The sequence below is a fragment of the Nocardia brasiliensis genome, assembly GCF_042691675.1.
GTDB classification, from domain to species: domain Bacteria; phylum Actinomycetota; class Actinomycetes; order Mycobacteriales; family Mycobacteriaceae; genus Nocardia; species Nocardia brasiliensis_D.
The window spans coordinates 7,667,072-7,687,828 of sequence record NZ_CP170507.1 but is presented as its reverse complement, the minus strand read 5'-3'; the positions used below and the strand labels follow the sequence as shown (position 1 = coordinate 7,687,828).

The following is a 20,757-nucleotide window of genomic DNA, read 5'->3' as shown; positions in this document are numbered from 1 at the left end:
CCCTTCGCGCCCAAACAGTATCCGACTGGGTGATGAGATCTTGTTGATCCGCCTCGAGGTAGGTGCCGAGCGGCAAACCGGTTGGCTCTGCGTCGGAACAGAACATGAGTCCGCCGCGGTCGCGTTGGTCCCTTAGGGTGACCAGATCTCGCAGGTAGCGGGTCCGCGACGACTGGAGGTTCGGGTGGCGGGAGCGAGGAAACTGAGTCGGCGTGCGGTTCTTGCTTCGGGCCTGGCGGTCACCGGGCTGGTGGCGGGCATTCCGTCGGACACTGCTCGGCGCGACGGCCGCCGGAACACGGTGGACGCGAGCCGGGATCCGGCGCATACCGACGTGTTGTTCATCGGTGCGCATCCAGACGACGAATCGAGCAACCTCTCCACGTTCGGGCAATGGCACGAAGACCGTGGCTGGAGTACCGGCGTCGTCACCGTCACCCGTGGCGAGGGTGGCGGCAATGCCGTCGGGCTCGATGAAGGACCCGAGCTGGGTCTGATCCGGGAGACGGAGGAGCGGACCGCAACCGCGTTCGCCGGGATCGAGAACATCTACTACCTCGACAAGCCGGACTTCTGGTACACCCTGTCCGCGCCGCTGACCGCGCGCATCTGGGACGAACAGGACACCATGGCCAGGCTGGTGCGCCTGGTCCGCCTGACCACGCCGCACACGATCGTGGTGATGGATCCGCGTCCGTTCAACCAGCATGGCGGCCACCAACTCTCGGCACGCCTCGGAATCGAGGCGTTCCGGCTGGCGAGTGACCCGAACGCATTTCCCGGGCAGCTCGTCGACGAGGGCCTGACACCGTGGCAGCCAACCAGGCTGCTCGCCCAGAACTATGGGTTCGACTCGCTCCTCGGACCCGAAGCACCCGAACGGCAACGCACCGATCCCGACACCGGGCTGCCGGTCACCGGCGTGTGGTCCGGTGTCCGCTCGCGCGTCCACAACACGACCTGGGCGCAGGTCGAACGCGACGCGGCCCGGCTATATCTGACACAGGGTTTCGCCGCGATGCCCGCGCGGGTGCCCTCGGACGCGCGGCAGCTCGGTTCGGATTGGTTCACGGTGCTGGCCGAGGACGGCCGGTTCGTCGAGGTGACGGTGCACCGCCAAACCGGATTGAAGCCGCTGTACGCCGAATTCGCCGCGTGGGCCGACCGAGTCGGGCTGCCGTGGTTGGCCAACCGGGTCCAGCCGGACTACCCGCCGAACCCGAGCACGACGATTCCGGTCGTGGCCGTCGCACCGGTCGTCGATGCGGTTGAGGGACCAGGGGAGTATCCGGGACCGGAACTGCCGCTCGCCGTCTGGCAGGGCGGCGGCGGGTGCGCCGCGACCGCGAAGCTGGCCAGGCACAACGACGATCTGTACGTCCTGGTCAAGGTGACCGACGACCGCAGGGGCGCCGAACTGGCGGCCGACGACATCAAGCGGCATTGGCGCACCGACTCGGTCGAGATCGCCCTCGATCCACGTGGCGATTCCGACGACACCGCCACCACCTTCAAGACCGGCATCCTGCCGTACTCGGCAACAGGCGGCCCGGCGGCCGAGCGCGACGCCGACAATCATCAGGGCCCGGCACCTTCGGGGATGCGGGTGGCGGCAGTGGTCACCGAACCGTACCGGGGGTACACGGTCGAGGTGAAGATCCCGCTCACCGAGCTTCCCGCGGCGGTCGATCCCGACAGGTTCGCGATGAATATCCTGGTCTACGACTCCGATACCGACGACAAGACCGGCCAGACCCGCCTGGCGTGGTCACCATTCGGTAGTGCGCAGGCAGACCCGTACGTGTGGGGTACCGCAAAGCTCGCGCACTATCGCCGACCAGCGGTCGTGCCGACCGGGGCGCCGCCCGTCATCCCGCGGACCGCCGCCCGCAGCGCCGACTCGGCCGCGGCACTGGCTCAGGCCAGGCGCACCGGAGTGCCGATCGCGGGCGGCCCGAGGCACGGAACCGCCCGCTAGCCGAAGCTGCCGCGCGGACCCGGCTGGGCTCAAACAACCTGCGAGACTTGGTAAGCGACCCCGCCGTCGATCAGATAACCCGAACCGACGCAGACGATGTCGTTCAGCCACGCGTATCGCTCCGAGCCGGTTTCGAAGAGCGGAGCGGTTCGAAAGTAGTAACGCGCCGGGTCGATCTGGCGGCTCTTGACGGGATCGGCGAGGTCGGCGCGCAGTTCGGGCGGAATGACCCAGCGTCCCCCGTAGGTCACCTGGATCAGGGCGTCGTCGTGCGTGCGTAGCGTGAGCCGCACATCGAGGGTCATTGTTCGGTCGGGACGAAACAACGCCCAGTCCCCACCGCCCGGCAGTACTTCGCCACGCAGCTTCGGCCCGTCGAACGATCCGCCCGCGGCGCCGAACAGGATCCGATGACCGAACGGGCCCTTCCCGATGTCCAGTGGCGGATTCAAATCGATGGCCATGTCGAACAGGTGCGTCGTCTGGATCTCGGCGACGGCCTTCACTCGTGAATCCGGCGTCATGTCAGTGCTTTTGGTAGTCACAAGTTGAGCATACGGTCGACCGTATAGTTAGTAAAGGGGTTGTTGCCGCAGACGCCGGTCGCCTCGGTGCATGCGCGCAGGTCGCCGGGGCATTCGTCTTTTCGTGGGGTGTCGCGATAACTTGGTCGCGTGATCAGGAATTCGGTACCCACGACGGCGGGAGCATGGCGGGCGGGTGACGGCGCCGCGGTGTCGTTGCGTGCGGCGACGGTGGCGTGGGCGCTGGCCGCACATGCCGAGCTGTCCGAGATCGCCACGGGGTACGGGCATTTCATCACCGTCAACGAGTTGGCCGATCGGGTGCAGGAGGCCTCGGGGGTGCATACCGAGGCGCCGACGCGCACCTGGATGGACGCCATCCTGCGCAAGATCGCCCGCCGCTGTCACAAGGCGGGGGAGCCGCCCCTCACCGCGCTGTGTGTGCGGCAGAACCACACCGTCGGCGACACCTACAAGTACGTGCTGGAGCTTGCCGGATTGCCGATTCCGGACGACCTCGAATTACACGCCGCCTACGCCCGCTGGCAGTGCTACGAGTTCTACGGCGCCGCAATGCCTTCCGATATGGCTATGCCACCGCTCACGCCCAAGGTGGCGGGCCGCCGTTCGACGAGCGGCACCGCGCAGGTGGAAGTCAAGCCGCAGCCGACGCGTGCGGCCGTATGCGCGCAGTGCTTCATCCAACTCCCCGCCAACGGCGTGTGCCACTACTGCGTATGAGGGACTGACCCGCCATCGGGGCACGGGTCGCCGGAATAATTCAGGCCGAGGGCCCGGTGCACCAGAAGGGCGACCGCGGGGGAGTCGGGGAGGGCGCCGTGGTGGAAAGAATCAGTGGGGCATACGTCTTGGACCCACACATTGTCGACGGTCGAGCCGTGACCGGCGCGGAGGAAGGTCGCTTCGGGCGGGGTGACGACGTGGTCGACGCGTGTCGCGATAACCGTGTAATGAATGCCGGGCTCGGTGTCGCCCGCGGCATTGAGGGTACGGATGAATTCGCTGCCGGTCAGCTGTTGCGCCGCCGCGATACCGAGCACCCCGGCAATCACGCCGTCCGCTATTCCGGATGCGCTCCCGGTAGGTAGTAGCGTGCCCAGTCCATCGGCCGTGGTGCCATGGTGAGTGGCGGCAATGGTGACGAGTCGCCCGACTTTGTTACGGCTCGGATCGCCGCGATACGCGCCGCCCTCGAACCGCAAGTACTGCCGAGCCAGCGGACCGCCCTGCGAATGCGCGACGATATCCACCTTCGCCGCGCCGGTGGCATGGCGCACCCGGTCGACGAACGCCGCGAGTTCCCTCGCGGAGGAGCGGATATCCGCGGTGCCGAAGACGCCGGGAGCGGAACCGCGCACGCTGAACGGCGCGTGGCCGTAGTTGAGCGAGAAAACGCATACCCCAAGGTCTTTCAGCTGCGGTGCGAGTGTGTCCCACGAGTTCTGATTGCCCCACGTCCCGTGCACGAGCAGCACCGGTTCCGGCCGAGCCGATGTCGGGACGCACCCCCAGTCGTTCGCGCCCGCGGGCGCGAAGACGCCATCCCGACTGATATCGGCCCACGCGGGAGCGGCCGCGACCATTCCCGCGACCACGAACGTCACAGTGAGACCGGGGATTCCCCGGCGGCATGCACGCGCAGGCATCGACGCACGGTTCCTTTCATCAAAAGATCTGCACGGCAAATTCGATGCCAATACCGTCACCAGGTGCTGCGACCTCATGGAACCATTTGGGCGAATAGGTGGCAAACACATTGCCGGAGTGGCGCGAAAAGGATTCCCGGGCGACCGAGCGGTTTTCGGTACACGCGATCTATCCGCTGCATAGGCTCACGAAGCTTGTTGTTCGACCGCCTGGAGTTTTCTGCGATGACGTTGCCCCCGCCCACCGCGCACAGCCGGGCCGTGCCCGCCCCGCCCGGTTCGCCGATCGACACCGACGGCCCGCGGGTGTCGCTGTATTCGCCGGAGTTCGCGGCGGATCCGCACGGCGCCTATCGGCAGATGCGCGAACGATACGGGTCGTTGGTGCCGGTGGAATTGGCGGCGGGCGTGCCGGCCACTTTGGTGATCGGGTATTACACCGCGGTGCGGATCTTCAATGATCCGGACCATTTTCCGGCCGATCCGCGCACCTGGCAGCAGAGCGTTCCGGCCGACTGCCCGGTGTTGCCGATGATGCAATGGCGGCCGAATGCCTTACGCAACGCGGGCGCCGAGCATGCTCGCTATCGGCAAACCAATACCGCGGGACTCGACAAGGTCGATCAATACGGCCTGCACGACACCGTCGCCGAGGTCGCGATACCGCTGATCAATTCGTTTTGCGCGGACGGCTCGGCGGACCTGGTGCGCCAGTACGCTTTTCCGCTCGCCTTCGCGGTCCTGAACGCCTTGCTCGGTTGTCCGGCCGAGATCGCGCAGCAAGCCGCGACCGGTATGGCCGCGATTTTCGAGGGCGTCGACGCCGACCGCGGAAACAAGATGCTCATCGGCGCGCTGCTGGAGTTGACCCAGCTCAAGCGGGCCGAACCCGGCGACGACGTCACCACCCGAATGCTGCAGCATCCGGCCGGGCTGAGCGATACCGAAATGGTGCACCAATTGGCCACGCTCTACGGCGCGGGCATCGAGCCACAGCAGAATCTGATCGTCAATACGTTGCTGCTGATCCTCACCGAGGAGCGGTTCGGCGGCAGTGTGCTCGGCGGCAGCCTGTCGACCAGGGACGCACTCGACGAGGTGTTGTTCAACGACCCGCCGATGGCGAACTTCTGCATCAGCTTCCCGAGGCAGCCGATCCTGATCGATGACATCTGGTTGCCCGCCCACCAACCGGTTGTCATCAGCATGGCCGCCTGCAACACCGACCCCGAGATCGCCGCGAACCAGTACGCGGGCAACCGATCCCACCTCGCCTGGGGTACCGGCCCACACGTCTGCCCTGCCAGTTCACTGGCCTACCTGATCGCCCAAGACGCCATCGACCAGCTACTCGACGCGTTACCCGAGCTGAGCCTCGCAGTGCCCGCCACCGACCTCACCTGGCGCCCCGGCCCGTTCCATCGAGCCTTGACCGCGCTTCCCGTCACTTTCCCTGAATCCCCACCCCTACCGCAGCCGTAATAGTTCGCGCGCCGAACTCCTTTGCGTCAGCCGCACACCGCATATACAGGGTGCGGCTGGCGCAGAGGGTGTGCGACCGGCGACAGGCCGGGCAGGTGGTGGGGCATCGTGGCTGGTGGGACTTAGGGTGCGGGGATGGCTAACCTGCATGGTCAGCATGAGCGGCGGCGCACCTGGGACGAGTGGTGGGCGATGGTGCGGGCTTCGCCGTACCTGCCCGCGACCGTGCTGGTGTTGCTGGTTGCCGCTGCGGCGGGGTTGTTCGCGGGGTCGTATACGTATGCGCTGGCGAATCCGACGCCGCGCCAGATTCCGGTCGCGGTGGTGGCGCCGGAGCCGCCGGTTCGGGAGTTCCTGGCGCAGATGCAACGTTCGCTGCACGATTCGCTGGCCGTCCGAGGGTACGACAGTGCGGCGGCGGCACGCTCGGATGTGGACGAGCAGAAGGTTTTTGCCATCGTCGGGGCGGGGTCGCCCGGTGTGCGGCTCGACATTTCCAGTGCGTCCGGTCAGTCGGTCGCGCAACTGCTCAGCGGGGCCGCTGAGCAGGCCGGTCCGGCCGTGGGGGTGCCGGTCGAGGTCACCGATGTCGTTCCGTTGCAACGCGGCGATCCACGCGGGCTGGCTATCTTCTACATCTCGCTGGCCGCGGTGATCATCGGGTTCATCGGCGCGACACAATTCAGTGTGCAAGCGTCCGCGTTGAATCCGGCCGAGCGGATCGGTTTCACCGTGGCCTATTCGGTGTTCGGCGGTTTCACCATTGCGGCGGTGGCGGATTGGGTGCTGGGTGCGGTCCGGTTGCCGTTCGCGGAATCGTGGTTGATCCTGTCGCTGACGATGTTCACCTCCGGAATGGTGTTCACCATGTTCAACACCCTGGTCGGACGGTGGGCGATCCTGCCGACCTGGGGTTTGATGGTGCTGCTCGGCAACCCGTCGTCCGGCGGCGCGGTCTCCTGGCCGCTACTGCCCTCGCTGCTCGGTCACATCGGCCGCTGGCTGCCGCCTGGCGCATCGGTGAATGCGCAGCACACCGCGGTGTATTTCCGTGCGCACCAACATCTTTTCCCGTTCCTGGTGCTCGGCGGCTGGGCACTGGTCGCGTGCGCGGTGTTCTGGATCTGGCGTCATCGTCATCCAGGCGGACGCCCGACCCGAAGTGCGCACGCCGCCTGAACAATGACCGAGGCAGCGCAATGGTTCTCGGCACGCGCGCATCCTGGCTAGCGAAGTCAGGCGCAGCGGGCGAACCTCCGCGCGGGACCGTCGTCAGATCGGGAAGTGGTCGGCGAGGAACTTGCCCAACACGTGCCTGGAGAGCTGGGTGCCCCAATCGCCCCAGGTGAAGTCGTAGATGTGTTCACCGTAAGGGATTGCCAGCAGCTGACTTTCGACTCCGGCCCGGCGTAGTCTTTCGTTGAGCTCGACCGAGCCGCGGTACGGGGCGACGTGGTCTCTGGTGCCGTGCAGCAACAGTGTCGGCGGCACATTCGGCCGGACGTAGGTCACCGGGGACGCCGCCTTGTAGCGGTCGGGCACCTGGTCGGGAGTCCCGCCGGTGTAGTCCGCGAGAAACGCGTGCATCCGGGCGGGCAGACCGGTATCGCGCCAGGCCTCGGCCAGGTCGGGAACGGGGTAGAACGCCGCGACCGCCTTGACGGCGGTATCGGTCACCGCGCAACTCGGCAGCACTCGGTCGTCGGTGTAGGCGGCCATCAGCGCCAGATTGCCACCCGCCGAGCCGCCCGCGATCATCACCCGCTCCGGATCGATGCCGTACTTGCTCGCCTGCTGCTTGACCCACCCGACGGCGCACTTCACATCCGCGGGCGCTTGATTCCAGCGCGGTGGCGGGGTGAGCCGGTAATCGATGGCGAAGACTGCATATCCCTTGTCGGTCAACCACTTATGCCACTCAGGAGCCTCGCCGCGACCGCCGTGGGCCCAACCACCGCCGTGCACCCAGACCACCGCGGGTCGCGGCGCCGTGCCCGCGGGCAGCTTCACGTCGAGCCACAGATCTTCACCGTCGACCGTGTTGTACACGGCGCTCGACGCTTCGACGGGTGCGCCGGTATCCGTGCCGCCGGTGACGTAATCGCCGAACGACAGCTTCGCGTCATGCCGTACGGCCATCCCCCACGACGCGGCCAGCGGAAAGCCCGCGGCGACCACGCCCAGCAGGCACACCAGCCCGGTCACCACCGCCACCCGGCGTACCCCGATGCGTCCCTTCCTGCCGAAGGCGATGAGCGACAACACAAATCCCGCCGAGCCCAGCGGGATCAAGTACAGCCCATAGTCGCTCACCAGGTGCGTCAGCAGCACGAAGGGCGCGGGAATCCGCACCATGAGGATCACGTAGCTGAACGCGACCATCACCACGGCCAGCACCGCCGCCGATGCCGCGACCAGCCAGCGAATGACCATCCGATCATTAACCCATGACCAGCCGCGACCGCACCGACGGCACGCCGGTCGCTCGGCGCCGCTTCAGGACTTCCACCAGGCGGCGAACGCGGACCGTGGTCGTCTGCACGATCAGCGGCTTTCCCGCATCGAGCAGACCACCGATGAAGCGGCCGTAGAGCGGCCGGACGGAGCTCGGCCAGTAGGTGTCGCGCCGCTGTTTTACGTGGTCACACCCCTAGGCTTGGGCGATTGACACCAACTTCTCGCGCGGCACGTTTCTGCGGAGCGCACTCGGGATCGGCGTAGCCGGCTGGGCATCGGCCGGTCTTCCCGGCATGTCCGGAGCTCGCGTCGCGCGGGCCGAACCACCCCCGCTGGCTGCCGGCCGCACAGTGGCAGGAGTGGATTGGGGCAGGCTGGACAAGCGGTTGCGCGGTCGGGTCATGTTGGCGAGCGACCCGGACTATGCGACGGCGAAGCAAATCTTCAACACCCGGTTCGACAACGAAACACCGACCGCCGTCGTGCGCGTCGAGACGGCCGACGATGTCGCGGCCGCGGTCGCCTTCGCGGCCGACCACCAGCTCGTGCTGGCGGCCCGCGCGGGCGGGCATTCCTACGTGGGCGCCTCGGCCGCGACCGGCGCGATGATCATCGACCTGCGCCGACTGACCGGATTGAGCTATCACGAGGGTGAGGCGGTGGTGGCACCCGGCATGTCGCTGCATGCGGTGTACCGCGAACTCGACCGGTTCGGGCAGACGATTCCCACCGGGATGTGCCCGCTGGTCGGCATGGCCGGGCTCACCCTCGGCGGCGGCCTCGGGTTCGAATCCCGCCGCTATGGCCTCACCTGCGACCGGCTTGCCGCCGCCTCGATGGTGCTGCCGGACGGCACGGTGACCGAGGTGTCGCCGACCAGTCGGCCGGACCTGTTCTGGGCCATCCGCGGTGGCGGCGCGCATCTCGGCGTGGTCACCTCGCTCACCTACCGAACCTGTCCTGCGACCTCGAAAGATGTTGTACGACTGGCATTTCCCGGGGATCTCGTGGATCGGGTCATTGCCGGGTGGTCGAACTGGCTGCGCACCGCCGACCACGGCGAATGGGCGGCCGTCAGCGTCGACGCGGACGGCCGCGGCGGCTTGACCTGCTGGATACAGCTGGTCTGTCCGGCCACCGCGGGTATCCGCGCCGCGGTGACACTGCTGGCCGCGACCGCGAAACCACTGAACGTCGAGTATCGAACCTTGAACCACATGGACGCGGTCACGCATCTCGCGGGCGGCAGCGCTACCCAGCCGCGCGCGAGTTTCACCTGCGGCTCCGACGTCGTCACGGAACTCTCCGACGACGCCATCGCCGCGATCGTCGAAGCGATCACCTCGCATTCCCGGGCGGGCGGCACCGGATGGGTCCAGATCAACTCACTCGACGGCGCCGTCCGCGACACCGGTCCCGACGACACCGCCTTCCCGTGGCGCAACCACGCCGCCCTAGTGGAATGGGGCAGCTACCAGCAGATCCCGCACGAAGAGGCCGCCGCCTGGATCGCCGAGGCGCACCGCCTCATCGGTCCCGCCACCGCGGGCGCCTACGTCAACTACCTCGAACGCGGCGACCCACTCGAGCGGTACTTCGCCCACAACTACCCCCGGCTCGCCGCGATCCGCCGAAAGGTGGATCCGGAGAACCGCATACACACGGTGCTGGTCAGCTGAACATCGTACGCGCTCAACAGAATTCGAAGCGGGCTAGGGCGCTTCGCGGACGAGGAGGGCGCGGACGTAGACGAGCTGGAAACCGGTCGCTTGCACGTTCTGCTGGGATTTCGAGCCGGGCAGCGTGGTTACCACAGCAAGGTCGCAGCCTTCGGCGGCGGCATAGGCCAGTCGGGTCGACAAGAGTGAGGCCTGTACCCCGCGCCGGCGGAAGGCGGGCAGGGTTGTCGCTCCGCAGAGTTGGGCGACACCTTCGGTGCGGCGCAGGCTGGCGCCGCCGACGGGGACACCGTCGATGTGGGCGAGGGAACCGGTAAAGCCGGTCGTCGCGGCGAGGTCGCGCATCGCGGCGTCGAAGGCTTCGCGGGGGAACTCCTCGGTAGCGGTGATGCCCTGGGTGTCGGGTGCGGCGAAACCGTCGATGAAGACGTTCATCCAGGTTTCGAACTGTTCGGGGCCGACGGCGGAGATCTCGACTCCTTCGGCCGTATTCGCCTGCCTGCCTTGGTCGAGACGCGACGCGAGCACGTTTTCGAAGCCGGTCAGCACGTAACCGCGCCGGGTCAGGCGTTCCACGACGGTGGGGTCGGCCAGGGTCGAGACCTCGAACTGCACCGGCGCGTCGCGCTCGGCGTAAGCCTGCTCCACGGCCTTCAGTTCACTGTCGTCGAAGTCGCCTGACATGCCAACGCCGACGACCTTGTTCAGCGGCGAACCCGCACCCGCCCACACCGCGAGGCCGCTGCCGATGGGGTGCACGAGCACCTGCTCCTTCGGGTTCCGCCGTGCGGCCGCGCGGGCACCCTCCTCCATCATCGATCGTTCGACGCGCTCGATGCGGGCCGAAAGGTCGGTTCCGGCAAACAAGCTCAGTTCAGGCAGCATGGATGCATTCCTACCAGGTGGAGCGCAAAATCCGGCACGATTTTTCGGCGGGCCCATCGGTCCGCCCACGGCACCGGCTCGACTACAGCCGGGCCGAGTCCCGGAACGCTCGGGCAAGCGAATCGGATTCGTCACCGGCCCTTCGCAATGGCACAACCGCGGCGAGAATGCCCAGACCGGCCAATGGAATCAGGTCCAGCGTGAGCACGGGCGCGACGGCGCTGACCGTCATCACGATCGGGCTCCACCAGGGCAGTCGTCCGGTCCGCGCGAGCAGGATGGTCAGCACGACCAAGCCGACGAAGAACAGCGGCGGCCCGACCGTGTAGAACGCGAGACGAATGCCGGGGGTATCCGAGAACTCATGGCTGAGCCGGGACATGCCCGCCTTGTCCGCGGCCTGCGCGGCGAACACGATGTCGGCGCCGAATTGGACGATCGTGGTAGCCGAGCCGATCAAGGTGACGGTGACCGCGGCGGTCCGCACGCCGCCGGGGCCGAGCAACTGCCCGAGCGCGAGTACGGGCGGGACGAAGAGCACCATGCCGATCAGGCCGACGAGGTGCGCTGCCTGCCAATCCAGGCCCGGCCCGTAAACACCATCCGCCAAACCGAACAGCCGGAGCACTCCGTACCCGGAAACGAACAGCGGCGCGATAAACAGCAGTACTCCAGGGGATTTCACGCTCATAAGCTTGGCAGGGCAGGCGCGCGGAGACCTCCGGGAAAACCCTGGTTCCGCATATTCGGGTGACCGTGGCGCGTGTTGGGCCAACCGATACCAAAGTGTCGCCTTCTTCCGGTCGCGACGCGGCCGATCGACGGTGATGATGTTGGTGTTCAACACGTTTCATCCCACGAGGAGCCCGTTTCAGTGTCACAAGCCAATCTCGACCTGGTCGCGCAGGTGTACCGCGCCTTCGACGAAATCGATTTCACGGCCATCGAGCGACTGTTCGACCCCGATATCGAGATAACGATGACCGCTCAATTACCTTGGGGCGGAAAACACGTCGGACACGAGGGCGCCACCACATTCTTCGGCACGATGCTGTCGCACATCGAAGCCAAGTCCATTCCGGAACGCAGCTTCGCCGCGGGCGACGACGTGGTCGTCATCGGTCGCGGTGTCGGCGCCACCAGGCAAGGTGTCGCGTTCGACCTCCCCCAGGTGCACGTGTGGCACGTGCGAGATGCCCGCATCGCCGGTTTCACCACCTACCTCGACACCCCAGGCATGCTCGCGGCACTCGGCGAGGCGCACTGACCGGATCGCCCGAACCACCGCTGGCCCACTGCCTGTCGCGGTCGGCCGGCTCGAAACCGCACGCCCCTTCGAGTGAGCCGCACACCCCGTATGCAGGGTGTGCGGCTCACCCAGGCCGTAAAGTAGATAAGTAACTTAAATAAATCGGTGATATATTTTGGGCGTGGCGGGACAGTGGCGCGGACTCGAGGTCGACGAGCTGGTGCGGGTGATGGGGGCGTTCACGCGGGCGTCCATCCGGCTGCCCAGCGCTGAGAAGCACACGTTTACGACGCTTTCGGTGTTGCACACGCTGGTTCATCAGGGAGCGATGCGGTTGTCCGCGCTGAAGGTGACCGAGCAGATCACCCAGCCCGCGATCACGCAGTTGGTGAGCCGGTTGGAACGGGACGGGCTGGTCGAACGCCGACCGGATCCGGCGGATGGCCGGGCGGTGCTCGTCCAGGTGACCGACGCCGGAGCGCGGGTCGTCGAGACGCGACATCGGGAGCGGGTCCGCCGGATCACGGAACTGGTCGAGGCGTTGACGCCCACGGAACGCCAAAGCATCAGCGCGGCACTGCCCGCGCTAGAGCGGATGGCCGCGCTGATGGACTCGCAGCGCTCGTCGGCGGCCGCCACTTCGCCTCTCTCGGAAGGACATTCATGACATCGCAGTTCCCGCTCGAGGCCGCGCCCATCCACGTCACCGACGACGTACTGGAGGATCTCGCGGCACGGCTCCGGCTCACCAGATGGCCGGACGACGCGGGCAACGACGACTGGTACTACGGCGTCGGCCGCGGGTACCTCCAGGAACTCGTCGAGTACTGGTTGAATGAATACGACTGGCGCACAGCCGAAACCGCGATCAACGCCTACGAGCACTACCACGTGAGCGTCGAGGATGTGCCGATCCACTTCTTGCGTAAACCTGGTGTCGGACCCGATCCGACGCCGCTGATCCTGACCCACGGCTGGCCATGGACCTTCTGGCACTGGGCCAAGGTGATCGACCCGCTGGCCGATCCCGCTGCCTACGGCGGCAATCCGGCCGACGCTTTCGACGTTATCGTCCCCTCATTGCCCGGCTTCGGCTTCTCCACACCGCTGCCGAAGCACCCCGACATGAACTTCTGGAAGGTCGCCGACCTCTGGCACACACTGATGACCGACACCCTCGGCTATCGGAGATATGCCGCCGCAGGCTGTGATGTCGGCGCCCTCGTCACCGGTGAGCTCGGCCACCGATACGCCGACGAGCTGCACGGCATCCACATCGGCTCCGGCCAGAAACTCACCCTCTTCAACGGCGACCGTGCCTGGGATCTCGCTGGCGGCCAACCGATTCCGCCGGACCTACCCGAGCCCGCGTACCAGCAACTCCTCTCCTTGGAGCACCGGTTCGCCGTTCACCTGGCGGCGCAGGTCCTCGCGCCGAGCACCCTCGCCTACGGCCTCACCGATTCACCCGTCGGCCTGCTCGCTTGGATCCTCGAGCGCTGGGTCAAGTGGAGCGACAACCACGGCGACATCGAGACCGTCTTCACCAAAGACGACATCCTCACCCACACCATGATCTTCTGGGTCAACAACGCCATCAGTACCTCGATCCGCTACTACGCCAACGCGAACCGCTACCCCTGGACTCCCGCGCACGATCGCATCCCGGTCATCGAAGCGCCCACCGGCATCACCTTCGTCGGCTACGAAAACCCGCCCGGTGTCACCACTCCCGAGCAGCGGGTGCGGAGCTGGCTCGCCAGCGACCGCGCCGACTGGTACAACCACGTCAATCTGACGGCCCACGAAGCCGGTGGCCACTTCATCCCCTGGGAACTCCCCGACGCCTGGGTCGACGATCTGCGCCGCACGTTCCGCGACCGCCGTTGAGCGACCGCGACCGGTCAGCCGGGCAGTCGCTCGGCGGGGTAGTCGTCCAGTGCGCGGTCCGCGTTGCCGACGATGACCGGATGACCGACCAGATCGAACATCGCGATATCGGAGTGATGGTCGCCGAAGGCCGCGCAGGCGGCCAGGTCGATATCGGCGCGGTCGGCGTACCGACGTAGTGCCGCCGACTTGTCGTCACCGACCATGGTGGAGATGACTTCGCCGGTATAGCAGCCGTTTTCGGCATCGAGCACGGTGCACAGGACGGCGTCGGCACGCAGCAAGGTCGCGATGGGGCGCAGCGCGGCGTCGAAGGAGCCGGACACCAGGACGATTCGGGTTCCGGAACCGGCGAGTTCGTGCAGGCGATGGCGCACCGCGGGATTGAAGAAGCCGGAGGTCGCGATCCGGGAGGTGAACCAGGCGCGGCCGACGCGATGGACCTCCGCCACGTCGCGATCGGCCCAGTGACGATAGAACCAGCGATGCGACTCACCGCGGCTCATGCCTTGTGCGCGTAGCGCGTAGAACTCGCGGATCGTCGCCGCGCCGTCGATGTCGGTCCGGCCGTGGGCGTCGAAGGCGAACAGGGACAGGAAAGTGATGTCCCGGACCAGGGTCTCGTCCACATCGACGAATGCCGCAGGCACCGCGCTGGGCGGCCGACTGGTCATGACGCCAGCCGCGACTCGCGGGCGGCGGGGGCGGGGAGCTGCCGTACCTCCGAGGTCACCCCGAACAACCGCAGCAGCGGCGAGGTCATCGCGGTGGTCACCAGCGCCATCACGACGAGGATCGAATAGAGCTGCACGCCGATGAGTCCGGTGGTCAGGCCGACATTGAGAATGATGAGTTCGGTGAGCCCGCGGGTGTTCATCAGACTCGCCAGCGCACCGGCCTCGCGCGGTTCGATCCCGGTGGCGCGCGCGGCGAAATAGGTACCACCGAGCTTGCCGACCAGGGCGGTCAGCAGAATCGCGGCCAGCTCGAATACCCCGGCCCGGTCGAGCGAGCCGAGATCGACCTGCAGTCCCGCGACGACGAAGAAGGCGGGCAGAAAGACCGAACTGAGCAGTTGCGCACCGGCTTCCACGGCCGGCCGGTGGGTGCGCGGGAAGATGACGCCGAACAGGAAGGCACCGAAGATCAGGTGCAGGCCGATCCATTCGGTGGCCGCACCCCACAGCAGGGCGCCGGAGACGGCAAGGAAGATCATCGTATTGGTAGTGGTCGGGGCGGTGGACCGCGCGGCCCGGGCCAGCAATGGCCGCACGATCCACCACATTGCCGCGACCAGCGGCACGAACAGCAGCAACCGCCACTGATCGCTGGCACCCGGTCGGGCGATGCCGATGACGAAGGCGAGCACGATCCACGCCAGGATGTCATCGATGGCCGCGCTGGCCAGGCTGAGCTGCCCGATCCGGGTGCCCATCAGGCCGCGATCGTGCAGGATCCGCGCCAGCACCGGGAACGCGGTCACCGCCAGTGCACAGCCGATGAACAGGGCGAAGCCCAGTTCGCCGCCGTCCTGGTGTCGGGACAGAACCGCAAGGGCGACACCGCAGCCGAGCACGAATGGGACGAAGTAGGCCGACAGCGACACCGCGGCCACGACGCGCCGGTTGCCGTCGAACGATCCGCGATCGATCTCCAGCCCGGCCAGGAACATGAAGATCATCACGCCGACATTCGCGAACGCGCTCAGATAAGAGCGGATGTCGTGTGGAAAGACCATTCCGGATAAGTGTGCCCCCAGAATTGTGGGCCCCACGATGATTCCGGCCGCTATTTCGCCGATTACCGCGGGCTGACCCAGACGCTCGGCCAGCCTGCCGAGCACACGCGCGGCCGCCGCGATGAGCACGAGATCCACCAGCAGAAACACCATCTGGTTACTGGACAACGTCAGCTCCGTTCGAAATGGGCGCACGCCGTGGCCGCCCGGTTCCTCCGCCGGAGCCGCGCCGGAAGACCTGTCGATCCAGATTTCCCGGTTAGGACCCCGACTCCCCGGGTACAACGATAACGTGCATCGCTGAGTGCGCGGATCGGTGTGATTCACAGCACACTGTCGTGGATTCGGTCATCCGTGCTGGCGGAAAGTTGCACCTTCTTGTCGCGGATCGCGCTGGTCAGAGGCGGGTCCGAGTGGCGATACTTCGAACCTAGGCTCGAGTTGCCCCAGTGAGGGGAGGCACTAGTTGTTCGACGGTAAGACAGTTCTGATCACCGGCGCCGCAACGATTATCGGCACCGAAGTGGCCCGAGTATTCGCCGCTCAGTCCGCAGACATTGTGCTCGGGGATATCGATGAAGACGGGGGTCTTCGCGCCGCGGCCGACGTGGGGGAGCGGGCGACTTTCATACCCCTGGACATTCGCGACGACGAATCCATAGCGCAATTCATTGCGAAGGCGGCCGGAAATACCGGTCGCATAGACGCATTGGTGAATATCGCGTGCGTTTACGGCGACGACGAAACGACGAACCCGCGCGCGCAATGGCTCGAGGTGTTGAACACGAACGTGGTCGGCACGGCGCTGATGTGCGAAACCGCGCGGCCATACCTGAAGGAGTCGGCGGGGTCCATCGTCAACTTCACCTCGCCGAGCGGCCACGTCGCCCAGCACGGCCGCCTGCAGTACCCGGTGAGCAAGGCCGGGATCGCGCAGCTCACCCGCGGTCTCGCGCTGGCATACGCGCCGGACGGGATTCGGGTGAACAGCCTCGCGCCCGGCTGGACCTGGTCCCGTGTCATGCACGACATCACCGGCGGCGACCGGGCGCGCACGAACAGCGTGGCGGCGCCGTTCCACATGCTCGGCCGGGCGGCCGACGCGAGGGAGGTCGGCGAGGTCGCCGCGTTTCTCGCCTCGGCCAAGGCGAGTTTCGTGACCGGCGCGGAATGGGCCGTCGACGGCGGATACACGGCACTGGGGCCGGAGCAGACGTCCTCGGCGATTGCCCTTCTCGTGCAAGAGAATTAGGAACACGACGGTGAACAAAGAAACGTTATCGGCCACTACTCTGCTGGCCGCGGCCCGTTCGGTGGCACCCAAACTGGCCGAGCGCCGCAGCGAGATCGATGCGGCGCGGCGCATTCCCGACGATATCGTCGAACTGCTGCGCACCCTCGGCATCTACCGCATGTGCTTCAGCACCGAACACGGTGGGCCCGGACTCACCTCGCTGGAACAACTGGAAATCGTCGAAGCACTCTCCTACGGCGACACCGCGACCGGCTGGTGCGCCATGATCGGCGCGGCCACCGGCATCTACGCCGGATACCTGAATGATCAGGCCGTCGCCGAGCTGATGCCGACACTGGACTTGGTCACCGCGGGCCTGATCTTCCCGGCCGGGCGCGCCGAACGCGTCGACGGCGGCTACCGACTGTCCGGGCGCTGGAAGTTCGGCAGCGCGATCACCCACGCGGACTTGGTGATCGGCGGCGCCTTCGTGCTCACCGACGGCCGGATGGAGACGACCCCGGCGGGCAAGCCGGTGGTCCGAATCTTCTTCATGCGCCGCGACCAGGTCGAGGTCTTCGACACCTGGGACACCATGGGTCTGCGCGGCAGTGGCAGTAATGACTATGCGGTCGAAAACCTCTTTGTGCCGGAACGTCATTCCTTCAGCTTCAGCGAACGCAAGAGCGGCACAGGCAAATTGGCCGAACCGGAAGCGCTGGCCCGCATCATGCCCGGCGTGCCGCTCGGCACGGCTCGTGCCGCCCTCGACTACGTGCGCGACCTCGCCGCGGGCAAGGTCGTCGCCGCGACCGGGCAGAAATGGGCGGACAACTATCGCGCCCAATACATCCTCGGCGAATGCGAAATGGAATACATCGTCGCGCGCGGCGCGGTCGTGGAAACCATTGACACGCTGTGGAATTCGCTCGACGACGAGCGTTTCGCGAATCTGTCGCCGGACGCGCGGATCAGCACCGCGCTCGCGCGCACGCACGCGTTCCGCGCCGCCCGCCGCATCATCTCCCGGCTGTGCGAGCTGGTCGGAACGGATTCGATCTACAAGCCGAATCCGCTCGATATCTGGCAGCGCGACATCAACACCATGGCGACCCACATCATCGCCCACGACGCCGTGATCCAGTCCACCGGCGCATTTCTGCTCGGTGGTCAACCCGAATTCCCGTTCGTTCTCGGCCTCGGCTGAGCGAAAAGCACGAAAGGACCGCAACCGGCATGCGCGATCTCACGGAGTTCTCGACTCGCAACGGTGGCTTCCGGAGCGTAGTCGTGACTGCGGTCGAGGTTTCCTCCGCACTCGGCGCCGATACGGAGTCGACCTGGAAGGGACTGCTCGCGGGCGAAAGCGGGATCACCGCACTCGACGACCCGGAGATCGCCGAGCACAATCTGCCCATCGCCATCGGCGGCCAGTTCATGAGCGACCCGACCGACGAACTCGATCGGGTGCAGAAGCGCCGCATGTCGTATGTGCAGCAGGTCGCGTATGTGATGGGCAAGCGCATCTGGGCCGGGCTCGGTGAGCCCGAAGTGGACAAGGACCGGCTCGGCGTCTCGATCGGCACGGGTCTCGGTGGCGGCGACGTCATCGTCGAGTCGCACGACAGGATGCGCGAACACGGTTACCGCAAGGTCTCGCCGTTCGCGGTGCCGATGAGCATGCCGAACGGGCCCGCCGCGGTGCTCGGGCTGGAGATCGGGGCGCGGGCGAGCGTGGTCACCCCGGTATCGGCGTGCGCGTCCGGGTGCGAATCGCTGGTGCACGCGTGGCGGGCGCTGATCCTCGGTGAGGCGGACATCATCGTCGCGGGTGGCGTCGAAGGGCATATCAATGCCCTTGCGCTGGCAGGGTTTTCGATGATGCGCGCACTGAGCTCGCGGGTGGAGGAACCGGCGCGGGCGTCGCGCCCGTTCGACCGGGACCGGGACGGCTTCGTCTTCGGCGAGGCCGCCGCGCTGCTCGTGCTGGAAACCGAGGAGCACGCGCGGGCCCGCGGCGCGAAGCCGATCGCCCGACTCCTCGGCGCGGGCTTGACCGCGGACGGATACCACATGGTGGTGCCCGATCCGGAGGGCCGCGGCAATGCGCGCGCCATGCGTCGCGCCCTCGAAACCGCCGGTGTCGCAGGCTCGGAGGTCGATCACGTCAACGCGCACGCGACCGGGACCCCGATCGGCGACGTGGCCGAGGCCAAGGGCATCGCCGCCGCGATCGGCACCCACCCGGCCGTCTACGCACCCAAATCCGCGCTCGGCCATTCGGTGGGCGCGGTCGGCGCCCTCGAGGCGGCGATCTCGGTGCTCAGCCTGCGCGACGGGGTGATCCCGCCGACGCTCAATCTGGAGAATCAAGACCCCGAGGTCGATCTGGATATTGTCAGCGGCGCCGCGCGCTACACCGATCTGAATTTCGTCATGAACAATTCGTACGGCTTCGGCGGACACAATGCCGCCGTGCTGTTCGGGAAGTATTAGCCGCACGTCCGGCTAAGAGGGGAATGTACTGCAGTGGACGTCGTACACAATCGCCCACGGCTGCCGTCGTTGACCGGACTCCGGTTCTTCGCGGCACTCTCGGTATTCATCTTTCATGCCATGCTACCGAACTCGCCCATACCACCCTTTCGGCCGGTCAACTTCTTCGCGGACCCCGAGCTCGCACACAACAGTGCGGTCGTGGTCGGCAAATTAGGATTCCTCGGTGTTTCCTTCTTCTTCATCCTCAGCGGGTTCGTGCTGACCTGGTCGTGGAAGGAGGGGCAGAGCAAACTGCTGTTCATTCGACGGCGTATCGTGAAGATCTTCCCGAACCACCTGACGCTATGGGTGGTGTGCATGGTGTTGTTCGCCGCGGCCATCACGCCGTGGAAGTCATGGTTGCCGAACTTCTTCCTCATCCACGCGTGGTTTCCGCAGAACTACATCAACGCGGGCGTCAATACCCCTTCTTGGACATTGTCGTGCGAGTTTCTGTTCTACGTGCTGTTCCCGTTCCTGGTGCCGTTGATCCTGCGGATACCCGCGAAATACCTCTGGTACTGCGCCGCCGCGATGGTATTGGGCATGGCGGCGGTCGAGTTGGTGAACGTCCATCTGATACCCGATTCGGAGAAATCCGAGTTGACGCCCATTCCGGTCCTGCAGTTGTGGTTCGGCTATCTGTTCCCGCCGGTGCGACTGTTCGAGTTCTTCCTCGGTGTGTTCATCGCGCGCATCGTGGCGGCGGGCCGGTGGGTCCGGGTGCCGATCTGGGCCACCCTCCTCGGCTGCCTCGCCGGGTACCTCGTGGCCATGTACACCCCGTTTGTCGTGGGGTTCTTCCTCGCCACGGCCATCCCGCTCGCCCTGCTGATCGGTGCGGCGGCGACCTCGGATATCGAGGGCCGGTCGCGATTCCTGTCCAGCAGGTTCGTCGTCTGGCTCGGGGATATCTCGTTCGCCTTCTACATCTGCCAAGGGGTGGCGCTATTCTACGTGCGGCATCAAATGGGTGATGTGACATTCAGCGCGCCGATCGCGATACTGGTGATCCTCGCGCTCTTCTTCCTGAACATCCTGATGGCCTGGCTGCTGCACACCTTCGTGGAATCGCCGGCCATGCGACACCTGGCCAGGCCGAAGCGTAAGTCGACGCCCGCGGCGCCCGCGTCCGTACCGGTCGGCGTTCCGGTGAAACCCGCTATACCGCAAACGCACGTCGTGCGGGATTAGTTAGTATTTGTCACGCCGTGTTCGCTGTGCGCGAAATCTGAAGACCCGGTCGGTAAACCGGGTCTTCGGCGTTCTCATAATGCCGATTGCAGAAAGAATCTCGCTTGCAGGCACACTCGAACAGAGTTACGATGATGATGTAATTCGAAATTAGCGGGTAGAGATTGGGGGGCCGTCTTCCGGCCGCACGCGGGATCATCTCCCGCGCTCCGATGGCCGAAGTCCTAGTTTGACAATTCTTC

General features: G+C 66.2%; 19 protein-coding genes. 12 read left to right on the top strand and 7 right to left on the bottom strand.

Annotation, left to right across the window (positions count from 1 at the left end):
* Positions 1-184 precede the first annotated feature (184 nt).
* Positions 185-1,978, top strand: a complete 1,794-nt coding sequence (locus ACFK0J_RS35450; RefSeq protein WP_378734065.1) for a sugar-binding protein — start codon at positions 185-187, stop codon at positions 1,976-1,978.
* A 29-nt stretch (positions 1,979-2,007) separates the two neighbouring features.
* Here ACFK0J_RS35450 and ACFK0J_RS35445 read toward each other — a convergent pair whose 3' ends face one another.
* Complete coding sequence (locus tag ACFK0J_RS35445) at positions 2,008-2,523, bottom strand: DUF3237 domain-containing protein (protein WP_378734064.1); 516 nt, start codon at positions 2,521-2,523, stop codon at positions 2,008-2,010.
* Between the two features lie 129 nt (positions 2,524-2,652).
* Here ACFK0J_RS35445 and ACFK0J_RS35440 point away from each other — a divergent pair, with 129 nt between their 5' ends.
* The gene (locus ACFK0J_RS35440) at positions 2,653-3,243 is read left to right on the top strand and encodes a hypothetical protein (RefSeq protein WP_378734063.1); all 591 of its coding nucleotides are present in this window, start codon (positions 2,653-2,655) and stop codon (positions 3,241-3,243) included.
* Here ACFK0J_RS35440 and ACFK0J_RS35435 read toward each other — a convergent pair.
* On the bottom strand, positions 3,231-4,169 hold the full coding sequence (locus ACFK0J_RS35435; RefSeq protein ID WP_378734062.1) for an esterase/lipase family protein: 939 nt from the start codon (positions 4,167-4,169) through the stop codon (positions 3,231-3,233). The two genes, ACFK0J_RS35440 and ACFK0J_RS35435, sit on opposite strands and share 13 nt — an antisense overlap.
* Positions 4,170-4,394: 225 nt before the next feature.
* Here ACFK0J_RS35435 and ACFK0J_RS35430 point away from each other — a divergent pair, with 225 nt between their 5' ends.
* On the top strand, positions 4,395-5,651 hold the full coding sequence (locus ACFK0J_RS35430) for a cytochrome P450 (RefSeq protein WP_378734061.1): 1,257 nt from the start codon (positions 4,395-4,397) through the stop codon (positions 5,649-5,651).
* Between the two features lie 135 nt (positions 5,652-5,786).
* The gene (locus tag ACFK0J_RS35425) at positions 5,787-6,830 is read left to right on the top strand and encodes an ABC transporter permease (protein ID WP_378734060.1); all 1,044 of its coding nucleotides are present in this window, start codon (positions 5,787-5,789) and stop codon (positions 6,828-6,830) included.
* Positions 6,831-6,923: 93 nt separating this feature from the next.
* On the opposite strand, the gene ACFK0J_RS35420 is transcribed toward ACFK0J_RS35425, so the two are convergent.
* Positions 6,924-8,084: an alpha/beta hydrolase fold domain-containing protein gene (locus tag ACFK0J_RS35420; RefSeq protein WP_378734059.1), complete on the bottom strand. Its 1,161-nt coding sequence runs from the start codon at positions 8,082-8,084 to the stop codon at positions 6,924-6,926.
* A gap of 317 nt (positions 8,085-8,401) precedes the next feature.
* Between ACFK0J_RS35420 and ACFK0J_RS35415 the strand changes: the two genes are divergently transcribed.
* A complete protein-coding gene (locus ACFK0J_RS35415; protein ID WP_378734057.1) occupies positions 8,402-9,787 on the top strand; it encodes an FAD-binding protein in 1,386 nt (461 codons plus the stop codon).
* 33 nt (positions 9,788-9,820) lie between these two features.
* On the opposite strand, the gene ACFK0J_RS35410 is transcribed toward ACFK0J_RS35415, so the two are convergent.
* Together ACFK0J_RS35410 and ACFK0J_RS35405 are read right to left on the bottom strand one after the other, a co-directional pair.
* A complete protein-coding gene (locus tag ACFK0J_RS35410; RefSeq protein ID WP_378734056.1) occupies positions 9,821-10,672 on the bottom strand; it encodes a GNAT family N-acetyltransferase in 852 nt (283 codons plus the stop codon).
* An 82-nt stretch (positions 10,673-10,754) separates the two neighbouring features.
* Positions 10,755-11,357, bottom strand: a complete 603-nt coding sequence (locus ACFK0J_RS35405; protein WP_378734055.1) for a hypothetical protein — start codon at positions 11,355-11,357, stop codon at positions 10,755-10,757.
* A 189-nt stretch (positions 11,358-11,546) separates the two neighbouring features.
* On the opposite strand from ACFK0J_RS35405, the gene ACFK0J_RS35400 reads away from it, so the two are divergent.
* The 3 genes from ACFK0J_RS35400 to ACFK0J_RS35390 all read left to right on the top strand — a co-directional run bounded on the left by ACFK0J_RS35400 (position 11,547) and on the right by ACFK0J_RS35390 (position 13,811).
* On the top strand, positions 11,547-11,939 hold the full coding sequence (locus tag ACFK0J_RS35400) for a nuclear transport factor 2 family protein (protein ID WP_378734054.1): 393 nt from the start codon (positions 11,547-11,549) through the stop codon (positions 11,937-11,939).
* Positions 11,940-12,102: 163 nt separating this feature from the next.
* Entirely contained in the window at positions 12,103-12,588 is a 486-nt protein-coding gene (locus ACFK0J_RS35395) for a MarR family winged helix-turn-helix transcriptional regulator (RefSeq protein ID WP_378734052.1), read from the top strand.
* A complete protein-coding gene (locus ACFK0J_RS35390) occupies positions 12,585-13,811 on the top strand; it encodes an alpha/beta fold hydrolase (protein ID WP_378734051.1) in 1,227 nt (408 codons plus the stop codon). Before ACFK0J_RS35395 ends, ACFK0J_RS35390 begins: the two co-directional genes overlap by 4 nt.
* Positions 13,812-13,825: 14 nt before the next feature.
* Here ACFK0J_RS35390 and ACFK0J_RS35385 read toward each other — a convergent pair whose 3' ends face one another.
* Entirely contained in the window at positions 13,826-14,485 is a 660-nt protein-coding gene (locus ACFK0J_RS35385; RefSeq protein ID WP_378734050.1) for an HAD family hydrolase, read from the bottom strand.
* Positions 14,482-15,717 carry a cation:proton antiporter gene (locus ACFK0J_RS35380; RefSeq protein WP_378734049.1) on the bottom strand — a complete coding sequence of 412 codons (1,236 nt, stop codon included), beginning with the start codon at positions 15,715-15,717 and terminating at the stop codon, positions 14,482-14,484. Before ACFK0J_RS35380 ends, ACFK0J_RS35385 begins: the two co-directional genes overlap by 4 nt.
* 298 nt (positions 15,718-16,015) lie before the next feature.
* Here ACFK0J_RS35380 and ACFK0J_RS35375 point away from each other — a divergent pair, with 298 nt between their 5' ends.
* Genes ACFK0J_RS35375 through ACFK0J_RS35360 form a run of 4 tightly spaced genes read left to right on the top strand, consistent with a single transcriptional unit; the run spans position 16,016 to position 20,515 of the window.
* Positions 16,016-16,801: an SDR family oxidoreductase gene (locus ACFK0J_RS35375; RefSeq protein WP_378734048.1), complete on the top strand. Its 786-nt coding sequence runs from the start codon at positions 16,016-16,018 to the stop codon at positions 16,799-16,801.
* Between the two features lie 10 nt (positions 16,802-16,811).
* Positions 16,812-17,990 carry an acyl-CoA dehydrogenase family protein gene (locus ACFK0J_RS35370; protein WP_378734047.1) on the top strand — a complete coding sequence of 393 codons (1,179 nt, stop codon included), beginning with the start codon at positions 16,812-16,814 and terminating at the stop codon, positions 17,988-17,990.
* A gap of 29 nt (positions 17,991-18,019) precedes the next feature.
* Positions 18,020-19,279 carry a KasA/KasB family beta-ketoacyl-ACP synthase gene (locus ACFK0J_RS35365; protein ID WP_378734046.1) on the top strand — a complete coding sequence of 420 codons (1,260 nt, stop codon included), beginning with the start codon at positions 18,020-18,022 and terminating at the stop codon, positions 19,277-19,279.
* 33 nt (positions 19,280-19,312) lie between these two features.
* Complete coding sequence (locus tag ACFK0J_RS35360) at positions 19,313-20,515, top strand: acyltransferase family protein (RefSeq protein WP_378734045.1); 1,203 nt, start codon at positions 19,313-19,315, stop codon at positions 20,513-20,515.
* The last annotated feature ends 242 nt before the right edge of the window (positions 20,516-20,757 follow it).

What these genes read in the sequence shown, in the direction of transcription:
- ACFK0J_RS35435 (WP_378734062.1), bottom strand. Translation starts at nt 4,169, where the DNA reads ATGCCTGCGCGTGCATGCCGCCGGGGAATCCCCGGTCTCACTGTGACG.
- ACFK0J_RS35430 (WP_378734061.1), top strand. Translation starts at nt 4,395, where the DNA reads ATGACGTTGCCCCCGCCCACCGCGCACAGCCGGGCCGTGCCCGCCCCG.
- ACFK0J_RS35425 (WP_378734060.1), top strand. Translation starts at nt 5,787, where the DNA reads ATGGCTAACCTGCATGGTCAGCATGAGCGGCGGCGCACCTGGGACGAG.
- ACFK0J_RS35420 (WP_378734059.1), bottom strand. Translation starts at nt 8,084, where the DNA reads ATGGTCATTCGCTGGCTGGTCGCGGCATCGGCGGCGGTGCTGGCCGTG.
- ACFK0J_RS35415 (WP_378734057.1), top strand. Translation starts at nt 8,402, where the DNA reads ATGTCCGGAGCTCGCGTCGCGCGGGCCGAACCACCCCCGCTGGCTGCC.
- ACFK0J_RS35410 (WP_378734056.1), bottom strand. Translation starts at nt 10,672, where the DNA reads ATGCTGCCTGAACTGAGCTTGTTTGCCGGAACCGACCTTTCGGCCCGC.
- ACFK0J_RS35390 (WP_378734051.1), top strand. Translation starts at nt 12,585, where the DNA reads ATGACATCGCAGTTCCCGCTCGAGGCCGCGCCCATCCACGTCACCGAC.
- ACFK0J_RS35385 (WP_378734050.1), bottom strand. Translation starts at nt 14,485, where the DNA reads ATGACCAGTCGGCCGCCCAGCGCGGTGCCTGCGGCATTCGTCGATGTG.
- ACFK0J_RS35365 (WP_378734046.1), top strand. Translation starts at nt 18,020, where the DNA reads ATGCGCGATCTCACGGAGTTCTCGACTCGCAACGGTGGCTTCCGGAGC.